The following is a 25,647-nucleotide window of genomic DNA, read 5'->3' as shown; positions in this document are numbered from 1 at the left end:
ATACTTATACGATAAATTTTTTACCTCAAGCATTATATAATCTGATTAAAGCCTCCGAATCCGCCCCGGCACTTTATGGCCTGTAACATTTTTTCAGAACGCGACTCACTTTGCAGTAAAATATTTCCGGTTATATAGCCAAATGTTTTAAATCTCGTTATAAATCTCATGTCAGGAGCTCGCAATTTCAACGCAATTAACGCAGAGTCTAGTCTATCATTCATTATGAAAATCCCCCGCATAGTGAGTAATAATAATATACGCAACTTTTCAGGAACGTGAAATTTTACAAGAGCCGAATATATTCCCGTAAAGCCCAGTTTTGCAATTACTCCCGAAAAAATTATATAAATTAAATTAAGCCTCCATGTTATAAGCAATCCCGTAAAAATCCCCCCGCGAAAATCCGGCCATGTCAGAGCAAGAGTCATTATCATTATTAAATTCAGCGCGTTTATTTTAACAAGAGATTTTATTATTCTTGGATTCTTAACTATTATAATAACGGGCAGTAAAGACTCGATAACCAGCAAAAAAATTAATTCACTCAACGAAATAATCAGCGCATAAATTATCGCAAATAATAATATCATGATAGAAACTCCGGGGAGACTCTTTTAAGCCACGAAATTATAAACATTGTAGCAAGTCCTTCTATCAGGCTTAACGGCAAATGAACGAGTAATATTAACTTTGCAGCGGTCAAAAAATTCCCGTCAGTCAAGCCCAGACTCAACCCAGCTAACAAAGCAGCTATAATAATTGCTAGTGATCCCGCTATAAACGAATAAATCTTACTGTATGAGCCGCGAATCTTTTCACCGAATAATAAATATACACTCACTGAAGAGAGTCCCATTATAAACGTGTTCACTCCTAAGACAAGCAAGCCGCCGAAATGAAATAATACAGCCTGCAATAATAAAGCAGCCAGAATCGCCGGAAATGCCGACCAGCCTAAAATTAATCCCATTGGAGCTAACAAAGATAAATGAGTAGAACTCGGGCCGATTTTAATATTTACAAGTGAAGCAAGAAAGAAGGCCGATGACAACAAAGCGACTCTAACAATTTTGTCGGGATTAGTTTTCTTGAGACCTACGGAGACTCCCGCAAAAGTCCCCGCCCAGCCTGCTATTAATACTCCGCCTGATAAAATGCCCTCGCTTATATGCATTTATTTATTTCTCCTGACAAAAATTTTTATTAAGAATGCAAGATTAAATATTAAGCTCACTCCCAGCAATGAACGAATATATAAATCAGGCTGTGAAATTTCTTTATCTTGAGAAAACGCGTTAAAATCTGAGTCAACTAAAATATTTGCCTCGCATTGATGGCCTTCTTCGTCGCGCGCTATAACTCGCCAGTCCCCTGAAATATTCGGAATAAATGCAAACCGCCCGAATTCATCAGTGCGTCCGGTCTGAACCGCAAATTTTGAGTCGCTGGGTGAGAAAACTTTTACTTCACGATAACTCATTTTTTCACCGGTCGAGTAAAAGAATTCAAGTGTTATAGCCTTCAATCCTGAAATATTATAGCCCGTCCCGTGCGCAAATGCCGAGCTTGAGAATAATATTATTATTGATGGAATGAGCAAAAATTTTCGCATGTTATCTCACTATTTCACATAAAATAATAAGAACGCCCGGAGATTCAAATTATCATAGTCGCCGGGTTTGCCGGGGAGTCCCGTTTGAGCCGCTCGAATCCCCCATAAACCGGGAGCAGTTATCTTTATATGAGCTTGGCCGTTTTCTGACTCCGTGTAATATGCGTAAGTGTTCGGATATTCTGCAAAACCGTCATAAGTTGCCCATACAGGTCCTGTATATGGCTGGCCATTCAGCAAAATTTTAACGTCAAAATATTCGCCGACTTTCACATTAGCAGGATTTGTAACGGGTATAATCTCTAAGGGGTGATTTAAGACTTGAGCAAAATTTTTATCATTCTCGGACGCGTTGAAAATTGCCTTTGCGTACTTATCATATTTATTAGCTGATAAAACTTTCAAGCCCTGAGCCTCTAAATCTTTTCTTGCTCCAGTTTTGCCGCCCTCATTTGTTACGCACCATGACTCGCCGTCTTTAATTGCTGCGATTATAAATGTTCCTTCAGGTGCTGTAACGTCAAAATCAATGCATAGATCTTTATCATTTCCGGTTAATTTTGACTCGATTAATTCACCGTCTTTGATTAGTCCGGCCTTTACACGCGATAAAATTTCTACCTCTTCAGGAATTATAAACCTGTGAGCAGACTGTACAGTTACTTCAAATTTTTTGCCTGCTTCGGGGGCTGCTGATTTTGCTTTAATCGTGAGTTCATGAGAAAAGGCAGGTACAGCAAGAACAAGAATTAACACACAAACTATAAAGCGTTTCATATAAATAAATCCTCCTGAATAAAAATTTTTTTTAACAGAAGGAATGATAACACACTTTCTTTAAAAAATGTTATGAGTTAATTACGCATTTTGCCCAGAACTCGGCGGCGTTGTCAGTACCCATTAAATTTTTTGCCTCAATTAAGCCTGAATCTATCTCGCTTTTTCTCGCGCTGTCAAGTAAATATTTCTCAAGTTCATTCACTATTTTATCGGGTCTAGCATCACCGCATAATAATTCGGGGTATAATTGTCGGCTCGTTAAATAATTCGGGATTGAAATTTTTTCGACATGAACGAGACACTTTAATATCGCGTGAGTCAATTTTTTCATGTTATAAATTACTACCATATAGCGGCCAAGTAACATAGCTTCAACTGCTACTGTTCCTGAGACTCCGGCAACTGCTTGAGAAGCCAGCATTAACTCACGCCCGCTCCCTTCCCAGAAATCAAAGCCGGAATCCTTAACACGTTCACGCAGATTATCAGCTAAATTTTTTGTGAGTCCCTGAGCTATCGAGAATACAGGACAATAATTTTTTCCGCGCAAAATTTCAGCAGTTCCGAGCAATATATCCAAGTGAAAATTTATATCATAGCGGCGGCTTCCGGGCATTAAGGCTATAATTTTTTTTCCGGCGAATCTATCAGCGAACTCTTGAGAGATTTTAATATCCTGTAAATCATGAACGAGGGGATGTGCTTTCCATAGGGAATTAACGCCGTGATCAATCAAAAATTTATGTTCAAACAAGAATAAAGGCAGGCATAAATCAAAGTCGCGCTTGAGATTCTTGACTCTTCCTGAACGCCAAGCCCACACAGTAGGAGGAATCAGAGAAATTATTTTATTGCTGTAACCGGATTTGCGTAAAGAACGCGCCAGAATCAAATTAAAGTCGGGACTGTCAATTAATATTACTGAATCAGGATTCGATTTTATTACTTCACGGACGATATTATTTTTCAGGCGCAGGATTCTGGGAATCGCGGGCAAAATTTCAATTATTCCCATGAGCTTTAACTCTTCATAGCTCCATTTTGCATGGCCGCCGGCTTTCTCGCTTTCAGTTCCGAGCATCCCCCATATTTTTGTGTCGGGCGAAATCTTTAACAATTCCCGAATCAAATCGGCTGCGTAAATATCCCCGCTGACTTCTCCGCATGAAATAAATATATTCTTCATAAATAATTATATTCCCCAGACTGCTATATTAAATTTTTCAGCTAAATTAAAAAATTTTTCCGGCTCTAAGATTAAAGTCTTACCAGATTCAACAGCAAGACAAGTTAAGCCGGACTCGTGCATATTCTCAAGTGTTCGAGTTCCCACCGTCGGCAAATCGTAACGCAAATCTTGATCTTCACGAATCATTTTCACGACAACGCCACGTCCTGAAAGACTCCCCGCGCGCTTTATCATCATGTCGGTGCCTTCCATAGCCTCAATTGCTACTACTGCCCCGCCGGCCATGCACACAGCTTGACCGAATGAACATGGAAGTGTTACGCGCAAAATTTTTATACCGCTTTCAATGTCATAGAATTCGCTTTTAGTGGGTTCGCGGCTCGTTAATTTGCCCTGGCTTGCTATGAACTCCGGCAAAATCTGCCAATATGGTATAACTTGAATCCCATGTGACTCAAAAACTTTAACGACTCCACCCAGTAAAGAATGATCATCGCGTAAACTTTTTTTCAGGACTGAACGCGTTATCTTGTCAAATAATAACGGTAAGCAGTAAATAATTTTCTTAGGAACCCGCCCGGCCATTATTAACGAGTCATCGCCGAAATTTTTTATTTCACGTAAAGCCCGGCCAAGATTCGGGACTCTCATTTTGATTAACTTGCTTGCGTAGGGTTTGAGTGCCTCAGGATCTCCGCGCAGAGTCAATATTAAAATCTTCCCCTGCACGGTCTGAAGTTTTTTAGCGATTTCAACGGGTAATATTCCCTCACCTGCTATTAATGCTATACTCATTTATACTTTGTCAACTCTCATTGCGAAAAATAGAGCAAGTGCCATAAATACTATATTCGGCCCCCAGCCTGCAACAATCGCCGGAAGATTCCCGGACTCGCCCAGTGCACGACATAGGGACATGACGACATAATAAGCGAATACCATCACAACGCTTATACCAAATCCCACGCCCCCGCCTGAACGCCCGCGCCTTGAAGCTCCGAATCCCGCACCGAGCACGGCCATTATTACACATGCCCAAGGGACTGCTAATTTTAGGTGAAATATTACCCATAATTTTGCTATATCAGTTCCGGCTGTTATAGTTTGAGCTTGATTTATATAGCTCCATAATTCACGCGCGCTCATATCAGCAGGCTTTCTTGTACTGCGCTGTAACTGCTTAGGTGATAATTTTATCGCGAGCCTTTGACGTTCGAATCGTAATAATAAACTCACTTCACCGGTTTTGCTTACGTCATACATTCGCCCGTCTTCTATCCACCATTGAGAATTCTGCCAAGTCCCCCGCCTCGCGTTTAGAGTCGCAGTCAGTCCGCCCTCGTCGTTGAATTCATGCATCATGATACCCGACATTAAGCCCGCATCAGGGTCTAACTCGTCAACATATAGAACCCGCTTTAATTTTCCGTTCTCTTCTTCTCGCAAGAAAACTTTTTCCTGAACTGCTGAGGCCTGATTCTTGAGTATCTCAAATTTCATGAGTCTATCAGCAGCAAGCGAGGCAAACGGCACAAAAGTTTCATTCAAAGTCAATGCTATTATTGATATTAATATGGACGCTAACAAAATCGGCCGCAAAATTCTCTTGAATGAGATTCCTAGAGATTTAAGCGCAATTAATTCACTGTTCCCGCTGAGAGTCGACATTCCTAACAAAGTCGCAAGCAATGAAGACATCGGAATTGTCATTACAACGACTTCAGGCATACGGTAAAAGAATAAGCGAATTACTACACTGAACGCGACTCCGTGTTCAATTATGAGTCTTGCTGCCTGAAATAATAAATCACCTGCTACAAATATAAGCACAAAAATTAATATCCCGAACATAAACGGCCCGACACATGCTCCGAGAATTAATTTATTTAATAAGCTATTTCTCATTGTGATAATGCCGTTGCAGAATATTTGCGGGTCATAGCGTGAGTCATTCTGTCAACAAGTCCCTGAGCACTCGGTAAATTATTTGGCGATTCAAATGCTTCTACTACATTCAAAACTGTAACATTTCTGAATTCGTCAAATGTCGGGCATAAAATATTTACAAGTGCTACTAATCTTTCTGCTACTGTTTCAGCGTCTCGTGCGTCGCTCTCTGATAACACAATTAAAATTTGGAACTCTCCGGTTTGAATAGCTGTATCTGATTGTCTTAAATCTGATTTGACTCTGGCGCAGTAAGCCCGGAACGGTCTAATATATTTATCCATGTCATCATCGGGCAATAGGGACGGAAATACGACTCGAATCATCAACGCGCTTATTGAATGGCCGTATCTTCCCAGCCTGTAAAGTTCGTCATTAATTCGCGCGAATCCGTAATTATAAGTATGCAGTGTCGTATCAGGATCAACAAATCCCGCCGGTTCAGCAGGGCCTGTAGGAGCTTCCGGAGTCTCTGCGCCTTCTTCACCCACCGGGAGCCCCTTTTGAGTCAGCTCGAAATAAAATCTTCGGCCGTTGTCTACACTTTTGCGCTTAATGTCCCAAATTTTTTCGTGTAATTCTGCAGTCTTTGCAACCGGGCTGAACCAGTCGCTAATATTCTTGCCCATTATGTCAGTCAGTGAAAGCCCTAGAATTTCAAGCATTGAGTCAGTGAGATTCAAAATTGCCCCCGTCTCGTTCGTGATTACAAAATTTATAGGCAATCTCCGCATGTCATTCTCTACTTCTTTGACGACAACGACTCTTTTTTCTGACTCGGCCTGATTATACGCGACGACTAAAGCAGCAGCCCCGCAGACAGCTAAAAGCACTCCGAGCCACTGAAACATTCTCGCTCCGTAAGCAATTGACATCGGACAAAGTATTATCCCCTGCGCTAGTGCCTGAAGAGAAATTAACCCGATATTGAATCCATTCATTATGAACATTCCGTAAAGACAGCTGAGAATTATAAACAACAGCCAGACGAGTGCCCATACTGATAAATCTACTCCGCCTACAATAGTCCCTTCACCCATTGAGCGGGCAAGCATTATCGTAGCAATAGAGATAACCGGCGGAAAAGTTATCCATTTAAGCAAACTATTTTGTCCCATAACGCAGCTCTTCTCCTGAAGGATAACTCAATGTGTAATCTACAATTATATTTGCAGTCTCTCCGGCGGGGATTTTAAGCTCCCATTCAAGTATATTATTATTGTCTTTCTTTTCTTCCTTAGGCTCAATGCGTTTAATATCGAGCTTAATTTTTTCGTCTGTAGGAACTGGGAGTCTGTCTCTGATTATAATTTCCTTCTCGGTTTTCGTGCCGTTGGTGATTTCGAGCTTATAACCGTTTGTAGATACTCCGCTGAACCATGAGACTCCTTTTTTCGTGATTAAAGCCTCTTTCTTGACTGTGATTTGATCTATGTAGCCGAAGGGAATATTTTTTTGACCCTGCCCGAACTCTTCAATAAAAATTTTTCCGGTCGTAGTGTTGTCGACTCTGAGTTCAGCATTACCGGGGATTAAATGCTCGTTGTCGTCGTCCATTTCTGCAATGATCCAAGCGTTATTTCTCTGTTCGGGAATTAGCAGAATAACGGGGTCGCTCTCAAGTATTAAGGCACTGCGGATTACTTCAAATTCTGAATCCTTCCCGTCGCCTGTCATTAAGCCCTGAATATTTATAATTCTATCTGAAAGAGTCTCTTTCACGGCCGGAGCTTGCATAATTTCCGGTTCAATTTCCGTGTCTTCCATCATCATCATGGGCGCGGCCATGTCCATATTTGCGGATTTATACTGGCTGTTATTGCGTGAAAATCTTGCGTTGCCGACTCTTGCTAAATTTTCTTCTTTGGGCTTGATTGCTACTTTGAGCGGCTTTAATTCAGGAATTATTATTCTTTCGTCCGGTGTCTTAGTGTGAAGAGTCATTCTCCCGTTATAATCGAGTCCAGTTTTTTGCGAGGCTCGTATAAACATTTTCACGTCAATATCTCCGGTGTTGCTGTTGAGATTCAAAATATAATTCGGTCTCCATGTCGCTGAACTAGTGAAGGCCTCAAATTTTACGGGCTTATTTGCTTGGCCTGATATAACGAGATAACTTTTTTCATTTGCCGGAGATCTTGAATTTAATTCGCTGCGTAGTGCTGTGAGTTTTGCTTTTTCCTGTTCGAGCGTAATTTTCAGGGCTGCCAGCTCGTTTTCTGTTTCGAGTCTCAAGTCCTGCGCATCTCTGATAAACTCTAACAATTTTTCAGGGCGTGCTGTCTCAGGTGAAGAATTTTTCAAGAGTGTTAGAGTCTGCTCAAGTGCTGCTTTTCTCGCGTTGAGTTCGTCAATTGTCCGTGATTGAGCCTCAAAACGTGAATTTAATTCAGCGAGCGAGTCAGGAATCCATTTTGTGCGTGAACGAGTCTCTACTTTGATATTTCCGTGAACGTCTTCGGGATTTAGTAATCTCACTGAATCGGCCTTAAAAGCTCCCGGTAAAATCGCTTCAAATTTTGAGTTATTATCAATTTCGGCATTGAATGTAAATTTTGCACCGCTCGGATAAAAGTCCAATGCAGTAATCTTGACTTCTGAAGCGGCGGCTATACTGGCAAAACTTGCAATAATTGCGAGTGAAATAATAAAATTTTTCATGAATAAAATTTGTCCCCTTTCATAGTATTATCTTAAATAAATATATTATATAGCAGTGAAAAAATGTTATAGAGCGCGATAAAATTTTCATGCAAATATTATATATAAGACTCGAAATTGTTATAATGAATTCATGTTTTAAGCAAGAAATTTATCACAGGAAAATACAATTTTTACTAATACATTTACTAATACAAAAAGTTGAGCTAATTTATTTATTTGCAAGAACTCACAAAGGAAAAATTTTTGCTATATATTAAATTTTTTTGCGCACGAAATAAACTCAATCGGGATAAAATTTTTCTGTCAAAATATTTCAGGATACACAGCTCTTCACTGTTAAAAAATTTCTGTCAAAATATTTCAGGACATGCGACTCTTAAGAGATAAAAATTTTTTGAATGCTCATATACTCAACACGTTTATAATTTATGGGCGCGAGTCTGCATACTGTGAAATAAATTTTTCTGCAAATATTCAAGTTTTGAGTCTTAGCTCATGCCGTGAATTCTAAATTTTATAGTGTATAATGAAAAAATATTTTTGCCCCTTGATTTACATGATTTAAATCTTTAACGCGGCTTTGTATAAATTTAATTTGTGAAAAATTTTGAGCCGATTAATAATTTAAAGCATAATGGGTGTAAAATTGTCGTGTGAAAAATTTATGAAGATGGGCGGACTAATTATTCCCCGACTTATGAAAATTTGGGAATGTCTTAGAAGGATGCTAGACAGTGTTTCGAGTCACAGCCCTTGTTAATTATAAATATAGATGAAGCATATCGACGGAGCGAAAAAAGCGAAAAATTAAATTATCTGACTGGGAGGCCCTTATTATATGGATAGTCTATTGATAGATTTTTCTCAAGTATACGGAAAGAACGGAACTAATGAAATATCAAGAAGTGTATATAATACCCGTGCTGCACTTCCTAATGATACAGTAACGCCGCAAGCTCCGAAGTTATCATTTGAAAATATGCTCTCGGACTCGCTCAAGAAAGTCAATCAATTACAAATACAAGCAGACAAGAAAATCAGGGATTTATCAATAGGCGACACTGAAGACATTTCGGATGTTGTGCTTGCCACGTCGCGGGCTGATACGGCATTAAGACTCGTCATGGAGATTCGCAATAAATTCCTTGACGCTTATCAGGCATTATCGAGAATAACGGGCTGAATAAATCATCATGGACACTTTGAAACGCTGGTTTGCCTCGTTCTTAAATTTCTGGGCATCGTTAAAGCTCTGGCAGAGGATCTCTATAATTCTCGCGATTCTTATCGTATTCGGGGCGTTAATAGCTTTAATTTTCATGACTGGCCGGACAAGTTACGAGCCTTTATACGCAGGTTTAGAAGTTGAAGATCAGGCGGCTATTGTAGATTATTTGCGAGAAAATAATATTTCATACAGATTAGATCCCAGTGCAAACGCGATTTTAATGCCCGGCAATGCAGTTTATGAGACAAGATTAACGCTCGCACAAATGGGACTCCCTAAGGGCGGCACTAAAGGCTTTGAATTATTTGACGATTCAAAAATGGGAATGAGCGAATTTCAGCAGAGAGTCGCATATACACGAGCAATAGAAGGCGAATTAGCACGCACAATTTCACAAATGGCACAAGTCGATAACGCCAGAGTCAGTGTTGTAATTCCTGAGCAGAGATTATTTCTTGAACAGCAAAAACCTTCTACAGCTTCTGTATTATTGAGACTCAGACCCGGCGCAACTATAGGGCCGACTCAAGTTAAATCAATTATACATTTAGTAGCTCATAGTGTTGACGGATTACAGCCCGACGCAGTTACAGTTGTTGACACTCAAGGCCGGATTTTATCGGATATGATTTCGGATTCAATGATTATGTATAATCCCGACGGCTCAAATTCTGTAGCTTCAGTACAGCGTGAACTTGAAAGACAGCACGAGCGAGAACTTGAGAATAAAGTAAGAATCATGCTCGAACAAGTTTTCGGGCCCGGCACTGCAGTTGTTAGAGTCAAAGTTGATTTAGATTTTGACAAGCGCACAAGTTCATTTGTTGAATACACCCCGAATCCTGAAACAGGAGTCGGAGTCCCCCGCAGTAATGAACGTCAAGAAGAAAGCTATACGGGTCAGGGGAATCCAGTAAATGGGAATCCCGGAACTACTACAAATATCCCCGGTTACGCAATAAATTCGTCAACTGTGAACAGCGAATATAATAGATCAAATTCAACGACAAATTATGAGATCACTACGAGAAAAGGGGATCAAATCGTAACGCCCGGCGGTGTCAGGAGATTAACGGCTTCGGTCTTAATTGATGACAAGGGCGAATCTTTGAGCGAAGAGAGACTAGACTCGTTAAAAGAAGTTATCTCGTCTGCAATCGGCTTTAATGCACAGAGGGGCGACTCGCTAGTTGTTAGATCTATGAGATTTTCAACAGCTTTTGCCGACGCTATGGCCGAACAAATGCAGCAAGAACGAAGATGGCGGATTATTTCGGGATCGATTGCCGCGTTTATAGTCCTGCTATTATTATTAATCGGTATTTTCTGGTGGATGAGAATAAGAAAGCAGAGACTCGCCGTTCAAGAAATCGAGGCAGAAGGCAAGAAAGTTCCCACGATTCAAGAAATGCTTACTTCACCGGATTTGCTTGCGTTTCAAGGTGAAATGGCGGTACTTGAAGAACAGCTCAAAGCCTACGCAAAGAGTCATCCTGATGAGATTGCGACTCTCGTTAATGAATGGATCTCAATGGATAATTAATTAATAAGGAGTTGAGGGAATGCCCAAAGAAGAAGCAAGCGGAGGCGGTAAGGGATTATCAGGCCGTGAAAAAGTTGCGGTCTTGATGGTCTCACTAGGCAACGAAATAGCCCCCGAAGTATATAAAAAACTTGATGACTCGACTATTGAGTTAATCACACTTGAAATCGCAAATTTAAGAAAGGTAACGCCCGACGTAAAACTCACAGTTTTGAAGGAAGCTCAAGAGATTCTAATGGCTCGTGAGTTTATGGCGCGCGGAGGTGTTGACTATGCAAGAGACGTACTTGAACGTGCACTCGGTCCGGAGAGAGCTCAGAGTCTTCTGGCCAGAATCACAGCAAGCCTACAGGTTAAGCCGTTTGATTTCATGAGACACACGGACGCAGGGCAGATTTTAGGCTTCATTCAGAACGAGCACCCGCAGACTATAGCCCTAATTCTGTCATATCTCGAACCTACACAGGCGGCAATGATTCTGAGCGGATTAAATCCCATTTTGCAGGCCGATGTTACGCAAAGAATAGCTAATATGGATCGCATAACTCCTGAAGTTTTGCGGGAGGTTGAAAGAGTGTTGGAGCGCAAATTAAGCACAGTAATGGGTCAAGACTTCACAGTTGCAGGCGGAATTGATGCAGTTGTCGCAATAGTGAACAGCACTGACAGAGCAACAGAACGCAACATTATGGAATATCTCGAAGAGAATGACCCCGAACTCGCAGAAGAAATCAAGAAAAGATTATTTGTATTTGAAGACAGCATGAAACTTGATGACAGATCATTGCAGAGAGTCCTGCGTGAGGTTGACCTCAAAGAACTTAGCTTGGCACTTAAAGGCGCAACTGAAGATCTCAAGGCGAAATTTTTCAAGAATATGTCAAAGCGTGCTGCCGAAATGTTACAGGAAGATATGGATTTCATGGGCCCAGTAAGAGTCAAGGACGTAGAAGAGGCCCAGCAAAAAGTAGTAAACGTAATAAGGAGCTTGGAAGAACAGGGTGAAATTGTTATAGCTACTGGCGGAGGGGACGAGTTAGTTGTATAGCGGTCTTGCTCATAAAAGAGTCCTGCGTACTGTGAGACTCTTGCCTCAAGCTGTCAAAATCGGAATCCTTGAGAGTGAGATTAAACAGGAAGGAAGCAAGCCCGACCAGCCCGAACAGAACGCAAAAACTGTGAAGGCCGGCAAGAATTCAGCGCAAAAATTACAAGTTAATACTCCTTCAGTAAATGCCCATGAATTAGACGAACTCGCAGCACAGATTAAGGCACTTACTAACAGTTTAAGCACTGCAGAATTAGCTAATTCTCAACTGTCAGAAGCTAAAGCAAGACTCGAAAGCGAAATAGGCGGCATTAAATCCGAATATGAATCACGGCGCAGGACTCTAGAATCTGAAGCAAACTCTAACGCTAAAAGAATAGCAGATCAGGCACGAGAGAAAGCACAGCAGGAAGGCTATAACAAAGGCTATAACGAGGGACTCTCGCAAGCTCGTCAGGAAGTCGAACAGGAATATTTGAAAAAGTTTTCTGACTTGGCCGGAGTAATTGAGAATTTAGGGCAGAAATTAAATGAAAATTTTTCGGAACTCGTGAAATTAAATCAGCCTAAATTAATAAGAGTCTGGACTGAAATGTTACGCAGAATGTTACAGCGTCAAGTCGAATTAAACCCGGACACTATTGACTCAGTCTTGACTGAATTATTAACCCGTTTGAGCGACAAGAATCAAGTTTTGATTTACGTATCGCCCGATGATTTAAAGCACGTAGAAAGCAATATAGACTCAAAATTTCAGGAGGCATTACGGGGAGTCAAGCGTTTAGAGATTAAAGCAGATCCCAGCGTTGAAAAAGGTTCGTGCTTAATAGAGACGAGTCTGGGAGTCTATGATGCCCGCTGGAAGACTCAAATGAGTCAGGTCGAGTCAGTCGTTGATGAAGTATTTCAACAGGCAGCGAAAGAAGATTAAAGCATGAAAACTTTAGACGATGTAAATTTATTTCAGTTATTCAGCGTTGATTTATTACAGAAGCAGCTGATAAAAATTAACGGCCGTATAGTTCAAGTTGTCGGACTCGTAGCAGAATCACAAGGCCCTGACGTGAGAGTCGGGGATTTATGCAAAATTTGTTTTCGCGACGGTTCTCACGAGTTAGACGCTGAAGTTGTCGGATTCCGTGAAGATAGAGTGTTATTAATGCCGCTGGGAGCTTTGCAGGAAGTCGGCCCCGGTTGTGATGTTGTCTCGACAAATAGACCTCTTGAAGTTCCCGTCGGTGATGCTTTGCTCGGCCGTGTTCTTGACGGATTAGGCAATCCAATTGACGATAAAGGCCCGGTTGCTGCGAGCGATTTTTACCCGTTATATGCGACTCCGCCTCATCCATTAAGGCGCAAAATGGTAGATACTCCCCTTTCAGTCGGAGTCAGAGTCGTTGATGGAATGCTCACACTAGGGAAGGGCCAGCGAATCGGAATTTTTGCGGGCTCAGGTGTCGGCAAGAGTACTTTACTCGGTATGATGGCGCGATATACTACAGCAGATGTAAACGTGATTTCTTTAGTCGGTGAACGTGGCCGCGAAGTCCGGGAATTCATAGAGCGCGATTTAGGGCCTGAAGGTTTAAAACGTTCTGTACTAGTTATTGCTACGTCGGATCAGCCTGCATTAATTAGGCTCAAATCTGCAATGACAGCTACGGCCATAGCTGAATATTTCAGGGATCAGGGCAAGGACGTATTATTAATGATGGACACAGTTACAAGAGTCGCCCGCGCTCAACGTGAAATAGGGCTGGCAATAGGCGAACCTCCTGCGACAAGGGGCTATACTCCTTCAGTTTTTGAGATGCTGCCGAGATTGTTAGAACGTGCCGGAGCTGGTGAAGTCGGGAGCATTACGGGAATTTATACGGTCTTAGTTGACGGCGATGATATGAACGAACCCGTCGCGGATACAGTCCGGGGAATTCTTGACGGTCATATTGTTTTATCGAGAAAGATTGCAGCAAGAAATTTTTATCCCGCAGTAAGTGTATTAGACAGCGTGAGTCGTGTTATGCCTGCTTTAGTATCTCGTGAGCATTTGGACTCAGCAGCAAGAGTCAGGGATTTATTAGCTACTTATGCGGAGTCAGAAGATTTAATTAACATAGGCGCGTATAAGTCAGGCACTAATATGCGGGTTGACTGGGCACTTGCTAACATGGAAAATGTCAGAAAATTTTTATCCCAGCGAGTCGAAGATAAGACAACTTTTGACGATACTGATAAAAGATTGCTGGGTCTAGCTCCATATCCTACAGCACAGAATCAGACTCAGAGTCAGACTCAAACGGAGAAAGCAGCAAGTTAATATTTATAGATTTATATATTTTATGAGAAGGGAGAAATTTTTTAATGAGTACAGCAGCTGCAGAAAAGAAAACAAATTCATATGTAGTAGAGTTAGAGCCTGAAATTTACGAACAGGGCGAATATATTTTTAACAAAATGGGCTTGTCATATTCACAAGCTGTAGATTTATTCACAAGACAAGTTATATTGCATAAAGAAATCCCCTTTAAATTAAGCGTCCCCGTAAAAGATGAGAAATTGCCCGAAGATGACCCGGAATTATTAAAGAAATACGGCATTCGTTGTCTTGAGGATCTTACGGACGAAGATTTTGACGCGATGTTAAAGCAAGCTGATGAGGATCACAAAGCTGGGAGGTTTTATTCACTTGAGGAAGCAAAAAAAATGTGGGAGGAAGAGTGGAATGCAATCATATCGCGTTAATGTTTTGCCAAGTGCATTTGATGATGTTCTCCAAATTCAGCAATATATTTTTGATTCGTCAAATAATTTTGAGGCTGCTTTAAGACAAAGGAAGCGCTTATTATCAGCTATTGATAAACTTTCTGTATCTCTTAAAATTTATAGAGTCCGCAAGAAAGACGCATTTAATAGAGAAATTCGTTATCTCCCTGTTGACTCTTATAATATAGTTTTTACAGTTTATGACGATGAAAAAATAGTTGACGTTATTAATGTTATTCATGAAAAGCGCGATATTGACTCATTAATTTAACACGGAGAGTAAATCATGAATCAAAGAATAGCTACATTTAATAGAATTTTACGACTCAGAGAAGACAGCCGCCGCAATGAGCAGACAATTTTAGCCGCCGAACGCAGCGAGGAACAATCAGTAATGAATCATTTAGCCCAGTTAGAGACCGAGAAAACGCAGGCAATTCTTGACTTCAGCACAGCAGGCAGCAAAACTCTATCAGCTAATGATTTATGGTTTCAACGGCAATTCATAGACGCAATCAATACGGATATTATAAAGGGTAATGACTCGCTCGCTGATGTTAGAATGAGAATAGCAGGCACTGAAGCAAGACTCGTAGAGAAGCATAAAGACGTAAGAATAATGGAGACATATATAGATCACTTAAAGCAGGCTGATTTTCAGGAACAATTAAATCTCGAACAAAACGAACTCGACGACGTAGCATCTATACAATTTTCACATAAAGGAGTGTTTTAATACATGATCGGCCCGAATTTGACGAATATAACGCGGGTACTAAGCCGAATAGATGAAATCCATCAAAAAATTTCGCCCGAACTTTTCAGAGTCCAGAATCAAGAAAATAATAACCCGACAAGAAGCCGCTTTATTGACGTGTTAAATGACGTGAACAGAATAGGCACAAATCATAATATTTCAGGCAAAACTGACTATAACGCCCTGAAAAGTGTAATAGATTCCTGCGCAGAAAAATATAATATTGATTCCGAATTAATTCGCGCTATGATTCAGGTCGAGTCGGGCTGGGACACTAAAGCAGTATCAAACAAGGGCGCGCAAGGTCTCATGCAGTTAATGCCCCGGACTGCAGCAATGTTAGGAGTTAATGACCCCTTTGATCCCGTGCAGAATATTGAAGGCGGAGTCAGATATATTTCTGATTTGACCGATAAATATAGAGGCGACATTGAGAAGGCTTTAGCAGCTTACAACGCAGGCCCGGCACGAGTAGATTCAGGAAATATTCCCGACGTGTCAAAACGTTACGTAAAAAATATAATGGCAATTTACCGCAGACTAAGGGAGGCAGGTTAAACAATGGCAGACGAGAGACCGCAGCAAACTCAAGACGCAGCACCAGTATCAGAGCCTATTATTAAGCGCAAAAAGAAAAAAAAGAAGCTCGGAAAATTAACGATGTTTTTCTGGCTTTTACTGCTGGGACTCGGAACTGCTGTAGGAATGCACCTAAGCGGAATATGGGACGGCCGGCCTTTATTCTGGGAAGTAATTCCTAAAGTTCCATATGTCGGCAAACAATTATCGGAATTCTTTGACGTTCCCGAATTTTACGCGCTCAGTGTAGGAGAACGCCGGGCAGTTGAGCTCGAACAATGGCAGAGAAGACTCGACGCAAGAGAACGCGAACTAGAAAGCGGGGATCTCTCAAGACTGGCAATTTATGACACAAGGGAGACTCAATTATTGGAATTGTCACGCGATGTCTCAAGAATGCAGCGCAGATTACGGGAACAACAGCAAGAAAACGAGTCAAACAATGACTCACCTACTGAGAGCGAGCAGGAATTAATGAATCAAATCGCACGCACTTATCAGGACATGTCAGCACGTAACGCCGCCGCAATAGTCGAACAATTACGCGATAATTTAGCCGTTGAATTACTCATGAAATTGCCGAATGACGCAAGAGCCTCGATTATGGGCAAAATCAAGCCTACTAAAGCAGCTAGACTCACCGAATTAATGTCCCGCGCTAGAAATAAATAAAGGAGGCTTTTATTATTATGTCAACAGAAATTTTTACACTTATTCAGACTCAAGCAAATAATAATCAAGCTCAATTAAATAATAATCACGTTCAGGAATCGCAGGCACAGCCGGGACTCTTTGAGAGCTTAATTAACGGGCTAACTATTAAGAATGAATTAATAAATATAGACTCGGAAATTATGAACTCACAGCAAGTTATGCCGCAAAATTTTTCATTCAAGAATAATGACTCATTCCCAGAGTCAATTATAAATATTCTCGCTGATATGAAACACGAGTCAAATTTGCCCGAAATCAGCACGAAACCGGAAAATTTTATAGCGCAGATCTTGAATGATGATAATATAAAATCTCAAATAAATTCACTCCCTGAAGAGAAGCAGCAGGAAATTTTACAGGCAGTTAATGAATTCATAAACTCGAATCAAGAAAATATTGACTCGCAAAAATTATTTAATGTCTTGAGCGAAAATATAAATCTCACCGGCAAATTTCAGGAATTCAAGCCCGTATTAAATCCTGAAGTAAACGACTCTGAGGCAAATTTTGAGTCAAAGCCGGAATCTGAAAGCGAATCCCAGCATCACACGCCCGAATTTATTCAAGCAAATATAAATAATAATGACGCAAGAAATATAAACGCGCAAATCACGAACGCACAGCAAGTTACGCCGCAAAATTTTTTATTCAAGAATAATGACTCATTCCCAGAGTCAATTATAAATATTCTCGCTGATATGAAACACGAGTCAAATTTACCCGAAATCAGCACGAATCCTGAAAAGTTTATAGCGCAGATCTTGAACGACGAGAATATAAAATCTCAAATAAATTCACTCCCTGAAGAGAAGCAGCAGGAAATTTTACAGGCAGTTAATGAATTTATAGTGAATACCCGGCAAAATATTGATGTTCAGGCGCAAAAATTATTTAATGTCTTGAGCGAAAATATAAATCTTCCCGGCAAATTTCAGGAATTCAAGCCCGTATTAAATCCTGAAATAAACGACTCCGAGTCAAAATCTGAATCAGACTCAGAGTCCGAGTCAGAGTCAGAGTCAAAACATGATACGCCCGAAAATATTCAAGCAAATATAAATAATTTCGCCGTCATGCCGAATTCTGTTAATATTCAGGAAATTAATATAGACTCGTCCGCAAATAACGAGCCTGCAAAAAATATAATTCACATTACACCGCATAAAAACTCGCAGGGAGAATCAGACTCCCCGGCCAAGTTAGACGCAGATAACAATATAAGGCCGGTAAAAAGTTTTGAAGAATTAACGCGCGAAATCAATAACGAGCCAGAGTCAGAGCCAGAATCTAATAATAATCAAGCTAATAATAATCAAGACTCGAATCAGCAAAATTTTAACGGGAATAATAATAATTTCACGAGTTCACGCAGCAACTCACGCGCAATAAATGACTCCCGCAAAATCTCGCAAAATACTCAATCAAATAATCAATCTGAACGCGCAAATAATAATAATCGAGTCGAGTCGCATTCAAATTTTCAGGCATTTTTTGAAGGAGTCTTAACGAGCCGCCGCACTGTCTCGCAAAATTCGCCCGCTCCCTTAAATTTACGCGCTAATCTTGAATTCACACCGAGTGCAAATTTACGCGATGGAGTCATTAATGTAGTCAGATTCATTCGTGCCGACGGAGTCCAGAAAGCAAATATCGTGATTGACCCTCCCGCACTTGGCCGAATCAGTGTAGAATTAACTTCTAGTTCGTCAGGAGTCGAGGCTTCTATTAAAGTCTCAAGCGAACAAATCCGACAATTAGTGCAAGGCCAAATAAATCAGCTTCGTATGAATTTATCAGAGCAGGGCGTTCAAGTTGCAAATTTCACAGTCGACGTTCAGCAGGATAATCAACAGGGACCAGGCCGGAATCAAAATAATAATCCCTACTATAACTCATTTAACGGGGCTGAAGACGATTCAGATTTAGAGACTGAAGAATTTAGAATCGATCTTGAAGACGGCTTGCTTTACTGGGTTGCATAAAAATTTTTACGGGGGAGAAAATAAAAATGGCTGTAACAGACGTTAATAATTATACAAATTTGGCAAATATAGCAGCAACTGACACTACAAAGAAGACGGCAGCGAGTTCCACGAGTTCAACAAATGCCGCAACAACTGCGACAAATGATTTAGGCAAAGACGCTTTCTTGAAATTGTTAATCGCCGAGTTATCAAATCAAGATCCGCTGAATCCTATGGAAGACAGGGAATTTATTTCACAAATGGCGACATTCTCAAGCCTCGAACAAATGCAGAACATGAATAGTACTCTGAATTCTATAGCAGAAGTTAATAAATTCTCAGCAGCAAATTATGTCGGGAAGGCTATAGCTTTCACAAATGACGACGGTAAACAAATAGCCGCGCTCGTTAATGCTGTATGGTTTGATAATGGCAAGACGATTCTTGACACTACAGAAGGCGAAGTAGCTCTTGAAAAAGTTGAGGGAATTTCAGATATAAGCTAAAAAATTTTTTCCGCTCTCATGGACGAGAACGGCGAGATACGGCATGAAGGACGCACGCCAATTTATAAAATTTATAACTAGAAGGAGAATTTAACATGTTAAGATCTTTATTTACAGCTGTAACGGGTGTTCGCGCTCATCAGACCATGCTCGACGTTACCGGAAATAATATAGCAAACGCAAACACTACAGGATTCAAGAAAGATTTTACAATTTTTGCCGACATGATGTATCAGTCTCAAAAATACGCGTCAGGTGCAGGCGATACACGCGGAGGAGTCAACCCGGCACAAGTCGGACTCGGAGTCAGCGTTTCAGCAATTGAGACAATTCACACTCAAGGCTCGGCCTCTTACACTGGGAATCCTTCAGATATGATGATTCAGGGCAGAGGCTTTTTTGTGTACAGGAGCGGGACTCAAAATTATTACAGCAGATCGGGCGCAACTGTCTTAGACGCAAACAGCGATTTAGTTCAGGCAGGTACAGGAAATTATTTACAGGGCTATGAGATCACAGAAGACCCCCTTGACCCGACTCAATACGTGAGAGCCAGCGACTTAAGCAATGTTAATATACAGCTCGGCAAAAAAATAGATCCTAAGGCAACAAGTGAAGTCAGATTCCAGTGTAATTTGGACAGCAGGTCAAAGCCCTATTTGCCATATGGATTCCCCGATCTGCCATTTAACACAAACGCAGGTTTATCGGCTGGTAACACTTCAGGCACGGCAAAAGTCGTTATTGATGATATTGAGTGCGAATTAAGTTTTCAGACTGATTTAACATCAGCGAACGGCCAAAATTATTTAACAATAACAATCACTGACGGCGTTACTCCTGCTACAATTGCATTTGATATGACTGGAATCAATGACGACGGCACCCCGATTTTGACTCCTCAAAGTGGAACTGTAACAATAGGCACTGCTCCTAACGAAAGAGACTTAACTATAAATTATGACGACAGCACGGGACTTCTTATGTTAAGAAATTCAGCGGATGAAAACGTATTCCAGAATAATTTAAAAATGGATATGAATTATACGTCTTTCTCAATCGTTGACACGTCAACAAGTCCCTATACTTATACAAAAGTTTTAGCGGAATTTAACGAGGCAGTTATACCGAGCGGCTCGCAGTCTGAGTTAGCAGAAACAGGCGCGACTCTAACAATGTGGTTTCCTAATGGCACATCAATGGGACAAATGACCGCGCAAGTATATTTTAATCCGGACGGTACATTTGCATCAGTAAATCCCGTTGAAGGCACATTCCCAGAGAACGTAACAGCCGATAACTTCATAATTTCCGCGTCAGATAACGGGCAGTATTTACAGATTCGGCAGGACAAGAATCTAACAGATCCCAGCGGCAGTTATCAGGACTTAGCACAAATAAATATCGGCGGTCATCACTCAACGAAAACTACAATTTATGACGATTTAGGCAATCAACACACTTTAGAAGTAAACTTCAAGAAATTGACCGAGAATCGCTGGCGTTGGGAAGCATTCCTTGTAACTGATGACGCAACTATTGAATATAACGTCGGAATCCCTGATCCTAATTGCGGCGAAATCGAATTTAACGGCGACGGAACTATTAATAACGTAGTCAGCAGCGACGGCACAAGGCATTCAGTATCAGACGGCGCAAATGTTTACATGGAAATTGATGTCCCATTCAGTATGGACGGCTCAGAAAACAGCACGGTTTTGCTTAATTTCGGGGGAGGAATCGGCAAAAACGCGGGCGATGTTCTTAACGGAGTAACTCAATTTGCTTCAGAGACTACGACAAAGGCCGTTTATCAAGACGGTTATCCTATGGGAGTTCTTGAAAATTTCTCAATCGGTCAGGACGGAACTATAACAGGCGCATATTCAAACGGGAAGAACATTCCATTATATAGAGTCGCAATTGCAACTTTCGCAAATGAGCAGGGACTTGAGAAAATCGGCGATACTATGTTCCGCGAGACTGCGAACTCAGGCTCGGCAAATATTGACCCCGCTCAAGTAAACGGAAAAGGTACAATAATTTCGCAGACTCTGGAAATGTCAAATGTCGACTTAACAGAAGAGTTCACGCACTTGATAATCGCACAAAGAGGATTCCAAGCAAACACACGAGTTATTACTACCAGTGATCAAATTCTTGAAGAAGTCGTAAATCTCAAGAGATAATAATTTTCTTGAATAAATATAAAATTTTGCTCCTGACTCGTTATAAAGTCGGGAGTTTTTTTTTACACTTTTTTGCTATACTTGACGCAATAAATATATAAATCAGGAGAATATATAATCATGAGCAATAACTCATTTGAAACAAGGCTCGCGAAATATTATGACGAGCTTAAATGGCTTTATTATGAACTCTACGGCAGCGACAAACAAGCATTTGATTATTTCTGTTCAATGCTCCGTAAATGCTGGCTCGAACGTAATGACCAGCTCAAAGAATTAGACGACGCGCGCGAGATAATACCGAACTGGTACGCAAATAATGATATTCTCGGCATGATGATGTACTCTGAATGTTTCGGCAAAACTTTACAGGGCGTTAAATCTCACATTGATTATATTCAAGAATGCGGAGTAACTTATTTGCACTTAATGCCGTTATTAGACAGCCCTGAGGGACGCAGCGACGGCGGTTATGCGGTGTCAAATTTCAGAAAAGTACGCCCCGATTTAGGAACGATTCAGGATTTGGCAGACTTGGCCGCAAAATGTCATTCACTGGGTATTAGTGTCTGCTTAGATTTCGTAATGAATCACACGAGCGAAGACCACGAATGGGCTAAACGTGCAAGACAGGGCGAGAAGGAATATCAAGACCGTTATTTTTTCTTTGACAACTGGGAGATCCCGAATCAATTCGAGAAAAATTTGCCTGAAGTCTTCCCTACAACAGCACCCGGAAATTTCACTTATTGTCAAGAGGCGGGCAAGGTCGTAATGACAACTTTTTATCCCTATCAATGGGATCTAAATTACCGCAATCCGGTCGTGTTTAATGACATGACAGAGAACATGCTATTTTTATGCAATCAGGGCGTTGATATTATAAGACTCGACGCTGTGCCTTATATCTGGAAGACTCTGGGTACAAATTGCAGGAATCTCCCGCAGGTTCATACTCTAGTAAGAATTATGAGAATGGCCGCCGAAATAGTTTGCCCGGGGACTCTTTTACTCGGTGAAGTAGTTATGGAGCCTTCAAAAGTTGTCCCATATTTCGGAACTGTAGAGAAACCGGAGTGTAATATGCTTTATAACGTTACTACAATGGCTACGACATGGCACACAGTCGCTACAAAAGATACACGCCTCATGAAACATCAATTAGCGAGCGTCTTTGCACTCCCTAAAGAATATGTATTCTTGAATTATCTGCGCTGTCATGATGATATAGGCTGGGGACTAGATTATGATTTCTTGCGTAAATTCGGAATTGATGAAGTTGCCCATAAAAAATTTTTGAATGATTATTTTAAGGGCGATTTCAAGAATTCACCGTCAAGAGGCGAAACTTATAACGATGCTCCCGAACTTGGCGACGCTAGAATGTGCGGTACAACTGCTTCACTTTGCGGACTCGAATCAGCAAATAAGGACATGGCTATAAAACTTGATTTAATGCTTCATGCTTTCTTATTCACACAAAGCGGGATTCCGGTTTTATACAGCGGCGACGAAATAGGACAGCTTAACGACTACACATATCACGACGACCCGAAAAAATCAGAAGACAGCCGTTATATTCACCGGGGGGCGTTCATATGGTCAAATGCTGGAAAACGCGACGACATGAGCACACCTGAAGGGCAAATTTTCAACGGGATAAAAACTTTAATGGGCCTGCGTGATACTCTTTCAGTATTCTTGAATGCGGCTGATACATGGCTTATCGAGACTAATAATGATCATGTTTTAGGAATAGGCCGCTATTACGGTGAGAAGACTAAGAAGGAAAAAATGTTAGCTTTCTTTAATTTCAGCGGCGAGACTCAGATTATTTCAACAAGTGAAAATTTAGGCGGAATCTTCAAATATCATAACATGATAACGGGCGAGTCTTTCAAGAATTACGGAACTGGACAAATAAGGCTTGAAGGATTCGGATTCTTATGGCTGCTGGCTGAATTATAATAAATAAAATCTCCGGGAGTTCGTGATTATTCCCGGAGTGAAATTTTTGCGTGTTACTCTTTTATTTTCTCGCCGGACTCGTCGTGTTCTTCAGGCTCTAACAAAATCGCAATCTCGTCGCCTTCTAAGTCCGGTGCTTTTAGTTCTACTTCTTGAAGTTCGGCAATTTCGGGCGATTCTGACTCTGTTGTCTCACTTGACTCACTGGGTGCGGGGCTGCTTTCAATTTCTATTACATCATCAGCGGGCAAAATTAACTCCGGCTCTTCAGTGATTGAGTCTTCTAGTTCGTCAAGATCATCAAGCGGCTTAATTTCCGGTAAATTGTCCGAGTCGTCCTTGTCAATATCAAGAATAGCAATCGGCTCAAGTTCGTCTGATTCTGATTCTGAGCCTGATTCTGACTCGTTTTGTGAAGGCTCCTCAAGTATAATTACTTCTTCGGCGGGTGCTTGCTCGGAGTCTGATTCTGAGTCTGATTCTAGTTCCGTTGGAATTTCCTGTAAATTTTCAACTTCAACAGGAGCTATTAATTCAGGTTCTGACACTGACTCGGCCGGCTCTTCTGCGGAGATCTCTTCAAAGACTAAATTATCAGGCTCGTGTAATTCCGGCTCGTCCTGTGAAATCTCTTCAACTTGACTTAATGACTCAATTTCCGGTAATTCTTCGGGTGCTTGCCCGCTTTCAAGTTCGTGAGTCGGCTCTGTCATTTTCTGCGCAATTTCTAAGACTTCAGGCGGTAAAATTTCGTCGGGAATTCCTGAAATAATATTATCGGGTAAATTTTCTTGTGATTCTTGTGATTCGGGAGTCGGCTCGCTTGAAATCGTAACAGCCTCATCAACGGGCAAATCTTCAAATTCTTTGCTATTTTGCAAGACCGGGACGAATATAGCTATAATTCTTGAATTCTTATTCTTGGCCGCAGCGTCGTTGATTGCCTTCATAACTTCATTATAGAGCCATGAATGATGTTCGGCACCGGGTAGAACTTGAACGGACTCGACTTTAGGGGATTTCTTTTTCCTGCTTAAGAATCTATTTTCATCGAGGCTGCTTTCTGATTTAGATTTAGCTTTAGGCTTATGAATAACGGGTGTCCTGAAGTCTTCAATTTTCGGGAGTTCTACGTCTTCGCCCTGTTCCCGCCGCCATTCTGCATCGTGTTTCTCCATGAGAAATTTTATATTCTCAATGCCTCTATTAAACATTCTCATTATTTAGACTCGGCCTCCTTTCTCCATACGTCGTCGATTTCTGAGTCTTTTGCGCCGCTGCTTAATTTTTCGCCTGCAAGTTCGACTTTCTCAAATAATTTCTCGTATGGCTTTCTTGCTAATGCCGACATTCCAGTTGACCAGATATGACCCAGCGTTATATTATACGGAATTTTTTTGTGAAGGCCTATATCTGCAGCAACAGAATAATTTGCTTCCTGTATAATTTGATTCGCGATTTTTGCCATTGCTGAGTCGTCATAACCGATTTTAACAAGTGGTAATTGTGCGCGTCCTTTGCCGATTTTCGCCGCGTTTGAATAAGTTACGGCCAAATTTGACAGCGAGAAAAAGTCCGGTCTTACTGGTATTACCATAATATCAGAAAATTTCATAGCAAGATCTGACTCTTCGCCGAGTCTGGGCGGGCAATCTATAACGATCCAATCTTCCGGAGCTTCTGCGTCTGAGTCTTCAAGATTTGATTTAATCCGCAAATCATCGTGGAAAAATTTTTTCATGAAATTAAGCGCGTCCGTGAAATTGTGCGACGGATCAAGATCAACGGCCAAGACTTTATTATGTCTGACTAGGGCAATTTCAGCGAGTATTATCGAAAGTGTTGACTTCCCGACCCCGCCTTTACGGTTAAATACAGATACTGCAATTTTTGACATGTTAATTAACCACCTGAATCTATAAAATTTTAAATTTAATCTCACTTACTATTATATAATTATTCACGAAATTATAAGCCTATTATATAATCACTCGGCATTTACTAAAATTTTTCACACTTCACGCCCGCAAATCTTTCATAAAACTTTTACGGCCTCTCTTATTCGCAGCTCACTATATAAAGCAATAAAATATTTTATCGCAATCTCACTATTATAATAATCGACGCAAGAACTAATACAATTCCCGCTAAATTTGCAAGTCCTATTACTTCATTATATATAATTAGTCCCGT

The 25,647-nt window shown here is 40.9% G+C and carries 25 protein-coding genes; 14 read left to right on the top strand and 11 right to left on the bottom strand.

Annotation, left to right across the window (positions count from 1 at the left end; translation table 11 throughout):
• Positions 1 to 32: 32 nt before the first annotated feature.
• The 9 genes from IJS99_01320 to IJS99_01280 all read right to left on the bottom strand — a co-directional run bounded on the left by IJS99_01320 (position 33) and on the right by IJS99_01280 (position 8,192).
• The gene (locus IJS99_01320; GenBank protein MBQ7560460.1) at positions 33 to 593 is read right to left on the bottom strand and encodes a hypothetical protein; all 561 of its coding nucleotides are present in this window, start codon (positions 591 to 593) and stop codon (positions 33 to 35) included.
• A complete protein-coding gene (gene cbiM / locus IJS99_01315; GenBank protein ID MBQ7560459.1) occupies positions 590 to 1,177 on the bottom strand; it encodes a cobalt transporter CbiM in 588 nt (195 codons plus the stop codon). The genes IJS99_01320 and cbiM overlap by 4 nt, the downstream gene beginning before the upstream one ends.
• Entirely contained in the window at positions 1,178 to 1,615 is a 438-nt protein-coding gene (locus tag IJS99_01310; protein MBQ7560458.1) for a hypothetical protein, read from the bottom strand.
• Positions 1,616 to 1,624: 9 nt separating this feature from the next.
• Positions 1,625 to 2,392 carry a DUF4198 domain-containing protein gene (locus tag IJS99_01305; protein ID MBQ7560457.1) on the bottom strand — a complete coding sequence of 256 codons (768 nt, stop codon included), beginning with the start codon at positions 2,390 to 2,392 and terminating at the stop codon, positions 1,625 to 1,627.
• Positions 2,393 to 2,462: 70 nt separating this feature from the next.
• Positions 2,463 to 3,581, bottom strand: coding sequence for a lipid-A-disaccharide synthase (gene lpxB, locus IJS99_01300; GenBank protein ID MBQ7560456.1), 1,119 nt, complete (start codon positions 3,579 to 3,581; stop codon positions 2,463 to 2,465).
• 6 nt (positions 3,582 to 3,587) lie between these two features.
• Positions 3,588 to 4,379 (bottom strand): UDP-2,3-diacylglucosamine diphosphatase LpxI, encoded by a 792-nt coding sequence (gene lpxI, locus IJS99_01295; protein ID MBQ7560455.1) that lies wholly within the window; start codon positions 4,377 to 4,379, stop codon positions 3,588 to 3,590.
• Positions 4,380 to 5,489 (bottom strand): LptF/LptG family permease, encoded by a 1,110-nt coding sequence (locus IJS99_01290; GenBank protein MBQ7560454.1) that lies wholly within the window; start codon positions 5,487 to 5,489, stop codon positions 4,380 to 4,382. It lies immediately after the preceding gene.
• On the bottom strand, positions 5,486 to 6,649 hold the full coding sequence (locus tag IJS99_01285) for a hypothetical protein (GenBank protein MBQ7560453.1): 1,164 nt from the start codon (positions 6,647 to 6,649) through the stop codon (positions 5,486 to 5,488). Before IJS99_01285 ends, IJS99_01290 begins: the two co-directional genes overlap by 4 nt.
• Positions 6,636 to 8,192: a DUF4139 domain-containing protein gene (locus tag IJS99_01280; protein MBQ7560452.1), complete on the bottom strand. Its 1,557-nt coding sequence runs from the start codon at positions 8,190 to 8,192 to the stop codon at positions 6,636 to 6,638. Before IJS99_01280 ends, IJS99_01285 begins: the two co-directional genes overlap by 14 nt.
• An 841-nt stretch (positions 8,193 to 9,033) precedes the next feature.
• Between IJS99_01280 and fliE the strand changes: the two genes are divergently transcribed.
• The 14 genes from fliE to IJS99_01210 all read left to right on the top strand — a co-directional run bounded on the left by fliE (position 9,034) and on the right by IJS99_01210 (position 23,454).
• A complete protein-coding gene (gene fliE / locus IJS99_01275; protein MBQ7560451.1) occupies positions 9,034 to 9,378 on the top strand; it encodes a flagellar hook-basal body complex protein FliE in 345 nt (114 codons plus the stop codon).
• 10 nt (positions 9,379 to 9,388) lie between these two features.
• Positions 9,389 to 10,966, top strand: a complete 1,578-nt coding sequence (gene fliF / locus IJS99_01270; protein ID MBQ7560450.1) for a flagellar M-ring protein FliF — start codon at positions 9,389 to 9,391, stop codon at positions 10,964 to 10,966.
• Between the two features lie 19 nt (positions 10,967 to 10,985).
• Complete coding sequence (fliG, locus tag IJS99_01265; GenBank protein MBQ7560449.1) at positions 10,986 to 12,014, top strand: flagellar motor switch protein FliG; 1,029 nt, start codon at positions 10,986 to 10,988, stop codon at positions 12,012 to 12,014.
• A complete protein-coding gene (locus tag IJS99_01260) occupies positions 12,007 to 12,945 on the top strand; it encodes a hypothetical protein (GenBank protein MBQ7560448.1) in 939 nt (312 codons plus the stop codon). Before fliG ends, IJS99_01260 begins: the two co-directional genes overlap by 8 nt.
• Before the next feature lie 3 nt (positions 12,946 to 12,948).
• Complete coding sequence (fliI, locus tag IJS99_01255; GenBank protein ID MBQ7560447.1) at positions 12,949 to 14,331, top strand: flagellar protein export ATPase FliI; 1,383 nt, start codon at positions 12,949 to 12,951, stop codon at positions 14,329 to 14,331.
• A gap of 44 nt (positions 14,332 to 14,375) precedes the next feature.
• Positions 14,376 to 14,756: a type II toxin-antitoxin system RelB/DinJ family antitoxin gene (locus IJS99_01250; GenBank protein ID MBQ7560446.1), complete on the top strand. Its 381-nt coding sequence runs from the start codon at positions 14,376 to 14,378 to the stop codon at positions 14,754 to 14,756.
• The gene (locus IJS99_01245; GenBank protein MBQ7560445.1) at positions 14,737 to 15,048 is read left to right on the top strand and encodes a type II toxin-antitoxin system RelE/ParE family toxin; all 312 of its coding nucleotides are present in this window, start codon (positions 14,737 to 14,739) and stop codon (positions 15,046 to 15,048) included. The genes IJS99_01250 and IJS99_01245 overlap by 20 nt, the downstream gene beginning before the upstream one ends.
• A 15-nt stretch (positions 15,049 to 15,063) precedes the next feature.
• Positions 15,064 to 15,513 carry a flagellar export protein FliJ gene (fliJ, locus tag IJS99_01240; GenBank protein MBQ7560444.1) on the top strand — a complete coding sequence of 150 codons (450 nt, stop codon included), beginning with the start codon at positions 15,064 to 15,066 and terminating at the stop codon, positions 15,511 to 15,513.
• A gap of 3 nt (positions 15,514 to 15,516) precedes the next feature.
• Positions 15,517 to 16,092 (top strand): lytic transglycosylase domain-containing protein, encoded by a 576-nt coding sequence (locus IJS99_01235; protein MBQ7560443.1) that lies wholly within the window; start codon positions 15,517 to 15,519, stop codon positions 16,090 to 16,092.
• Positions 16,093 to 16,095: 3 nt separating this feature from the next.
• The gene (locus tag IJS99_01230) at positions 16,096 to 16,785 is read left to right on the top strand and encodes a hypothetical protein (protein MBQ7560442.1); all 690 of its coding nucleotides are present in this window, start codon (positions 16,096 to 16,098) and stop codon (positions 16,783 to 16,785) included.
• Positions 16,786 to 16,802: 17 nt separating this feature from the next.
• Complete coding sequence (locus IJS99_01225; protein ID MBQ7560441.1) at positions 16,803 to 18,809, top strand: flagellar hook-length control protein FliK; 2,007 nt, start codon at positions 16,803 to 16,805, stop codon at positions 18,807 to 18,809.
• 26 nt (positions 18,810 to 18,835) lie between these two features.
• A complete protein-coding gene (flgD, locus tag IJS99_01220; protein MBQ7560440.1) occupies positions 18,836 to 19,297 on the top strand; it encodes a flagellar hook assembly protein FlgD in 462 nt (153 codons plus the stop codon).
• Between the two features lie 95 nt (positions 19,298 to 19,392).
• Positions 19,393 to 21,486 (top strand): flagellar hook-basal body complex protein, encoded by a 2,094-nt coding sequence (locus IJS99_01215; protein ID MBQ7560439.1) that lies wholly within the window; start codon positions 19,393 to 19,395, stop codon positions 21,484 to 21,486.
• Positions 21,487 to 21,606: 120 nt separating this feature from the next.
• Complete coding sequence (locus IJS99_01210) at positions 21,607 to 23,454, top strand: hypothetical protein (GenBank protein MBQ7560438.1); 1,848 nt, start codon at positions 21,607 to 21,609, stop codon at positions 23,452 to 23,454.
• Between the two features lie 53 nt (positions 23,455 to 23,507).
• Here the strand turns inward: IJS99_01210 and IJS99_01205 are convergent, their stop codons facing one another.
• Complete coding sequence (locus IJS99_01205; GenBank protein MBQ7560437.1) at positions 23,508 to 24,674, bottom strand: hypothetical protein; 1,167 nt, start codon at positions 24,672 to 24,674, stop codon at positions 23,508 to 23,510.
• Positions 24,674 to 25,351, bottom strand: a complete 678-nt coding sequence (locus IJS99_01200) for a ParA family protein (GenBank protein ID MBQ7560436.1) — start codon at positions 25,349 to 25,351, stop codon at positions 24,674 to 24,676. Before IJS99_01200 ends, IJS99_01205 begins: the two co-directional genes overlap by 1 nt.
• Positions 25,352 to 25,647 lie beyond the last annotated feature (296 nt).

This window comes from Synergistaceae bacterium (assembly GCA_017444345.1).
Lineage (GTDB): Bacteria > Synergistota > Synergistia > Synergistales > Aminobacteriaceae > JAFUXM01.
The sequence above is the reverse complement of the archived record's forward strand: the minus strand, read 5'-3'. Positions and strand labels throughout refer to the sequence as shown.

Excerpts from the sequence above, each read along its gene's own strand:
- lpxI (MBQ7560455.1), bottom strand. The coding sequence starts at position 4,379 with ATGAGTATAGCATTAATAGCAGGTGAGGGAATATTACCCGTTGAAATC.
- IJS99_01320 (MBQ7560460.1), bottom strand. The coding sequence starts at position 593 with ATGATATTATTATTTGCGATAATTTATGCGCTGATTATTTCGTTGAGT.
- IJS99_01210 (MBQ7560438.1), top strand. The coding sequence starts at position 21,607 with ATGAGCAATAACTCATTTGAAACAAGGCTCGCGAAATATTATGACGAG.
- IJS99_01280 (MBQ7560452.1), bottom strand. The coding sequence starts at position 8,192 with ATGAAAAATTTTATTATTTCACTCGCAATTATTGCAAGTTTTGCCAGT.
- cbiM (MBQ7560459.1), bottom strand. The coding sequence starts at position 1,177 with ATGCATATAAGCGAGGGCATTTTATCAGGCGGAGTATTAATAGCAGGC.
- IJS99_01230 (MBQ7560442.1), top strand. The coding sequence starts at position 16,096 with ATGGCAGACGAGAGACCGCAGCAAACTCAAGACGCAGCACCAGTATCA.
- lpxB (MBQ7560456.1), bottom strand. The coding sequence starts at position 3,581 with ATGAAGAATATATTTATTTCATGCGGAGAAGTCAGCGGGGATATTTAC.
- fliI (MBQ7560447.1), top strand. The coding sequence starts at position 12,949 with ATGAAAACTTTAGACGATGTAAATTTATTTCAGTTATTCAGCGTTGAT.
- fliF (MBQ7560450.1), top strand. The coding sequence starts at position 9,389 with ATGGACACTTTGAAACGCTGGTTTGCCTCGTTCTTAAATTTCTGGGCA.
- IJS99_01305 (MBQ7560457.1), bottom strand. The coding sequence starts at position 2,392 with ATGAAACGCTTTATAGTTTGTGTGTTAATTCTTGTTCTTGCTGTACCT.
- IJS99_01245 (MBQ7560445.1), top strand. The coding sequence starts at position 14,737 with ATGCAATCATATCGCGTTAATGTTTTGCCAAGTGCATTTGATGATGTT.
- flgD (MBQ7560440.1), top strand. The coding sequence starts at position 18,836 with ATGGCTGTAACAGACGTTAATAATTATACAAATTTGGCAAATATAGCA.
- IJS99_01290 (MBQ7560454.1), bottom strand. The coding sequence starts at position 5,489 with ATGAGAAATAGCTTATTAAATAAATTAATTCTCGGAGCATGTGTCGGG.
- IJS99_01225 (MBQ7560441.1), top strand. The coding sequence starts at position 16,803 with ATGTCAACAGAAATTTTTACACTTATTCAGACTCAAGCAAATAATAAT.
- IJS99_01250 (MBQ7560446.1), top strand. The coding sequence starts at position 14,376 with ATGAGTACAGCAGCTGCAGAAAAGAAAACAAATTCATATGTAGTAGAG.
- IJS99_01215 (MBQ7560439.1), top strand. The coding sequence starts at position 19,393 with ATGTTAAGATCTTTATTTACAGCTGTAACGGGTGTTCGCGCTCATCAG.
- fliJ (MBQ7560444.1), top strand. The coding sequence starts at position 15,064 with ATGAATCAAAGAATAGCTACATTTAATAGAATTTTACGACTCAGAGAA.
- IJS99_01310 (MBQ7560458.1), bottom strand. The coding sequence starts at position 1,615 with ATGCGAAAATTTTTGCTCATTCCATCAATAATAATATTATTCTCAAGC.
- IJS99_01235 (MBQ7560443.1), top strand. The coding sequence starts at position 15,517 with ATGATCGGCCCGAATTTGACGAATATAACGCGGGTACTAAGCCGAATA.
- fliG (MBQ7560449.1), top strand. The coding sequence starts at position 10,986 with ATGCCCAAAGAAGAAGCAAGCGGAGGCGGTAAGGGATTATCAGGCCGT.
- IJS99_01200 (MBQ7560436.1), bottom strand. The coding sequence starts at position 25,351 with ATGTCAAAAATTGCAGTATCTGTATTTAACCGTAAAGGCGGGGTCGGG.
- fliE (MBQ7560451.1), top strand. The coding sequence starts at position 9,034 with ATGGATAGTCTATTGATAGATTTTTCTCAAGTATACGGAAAGAACGGA.
- IJS99_01285 (MBQ7560453.1), bottom strand. The coding sequence starts at position 6,649 with ATGGGACAAAATAGTTTGCTTAAATGGATAACTTTTCCGCCGGTTATC.
- IJS99_01205 (MBQ7560437.1), bottom strand. The coding sequence starts at position 24,674 with ATGAGAATGTTTAATAGAGGCATTGAGAATATAAAATTTCTCATGGAG.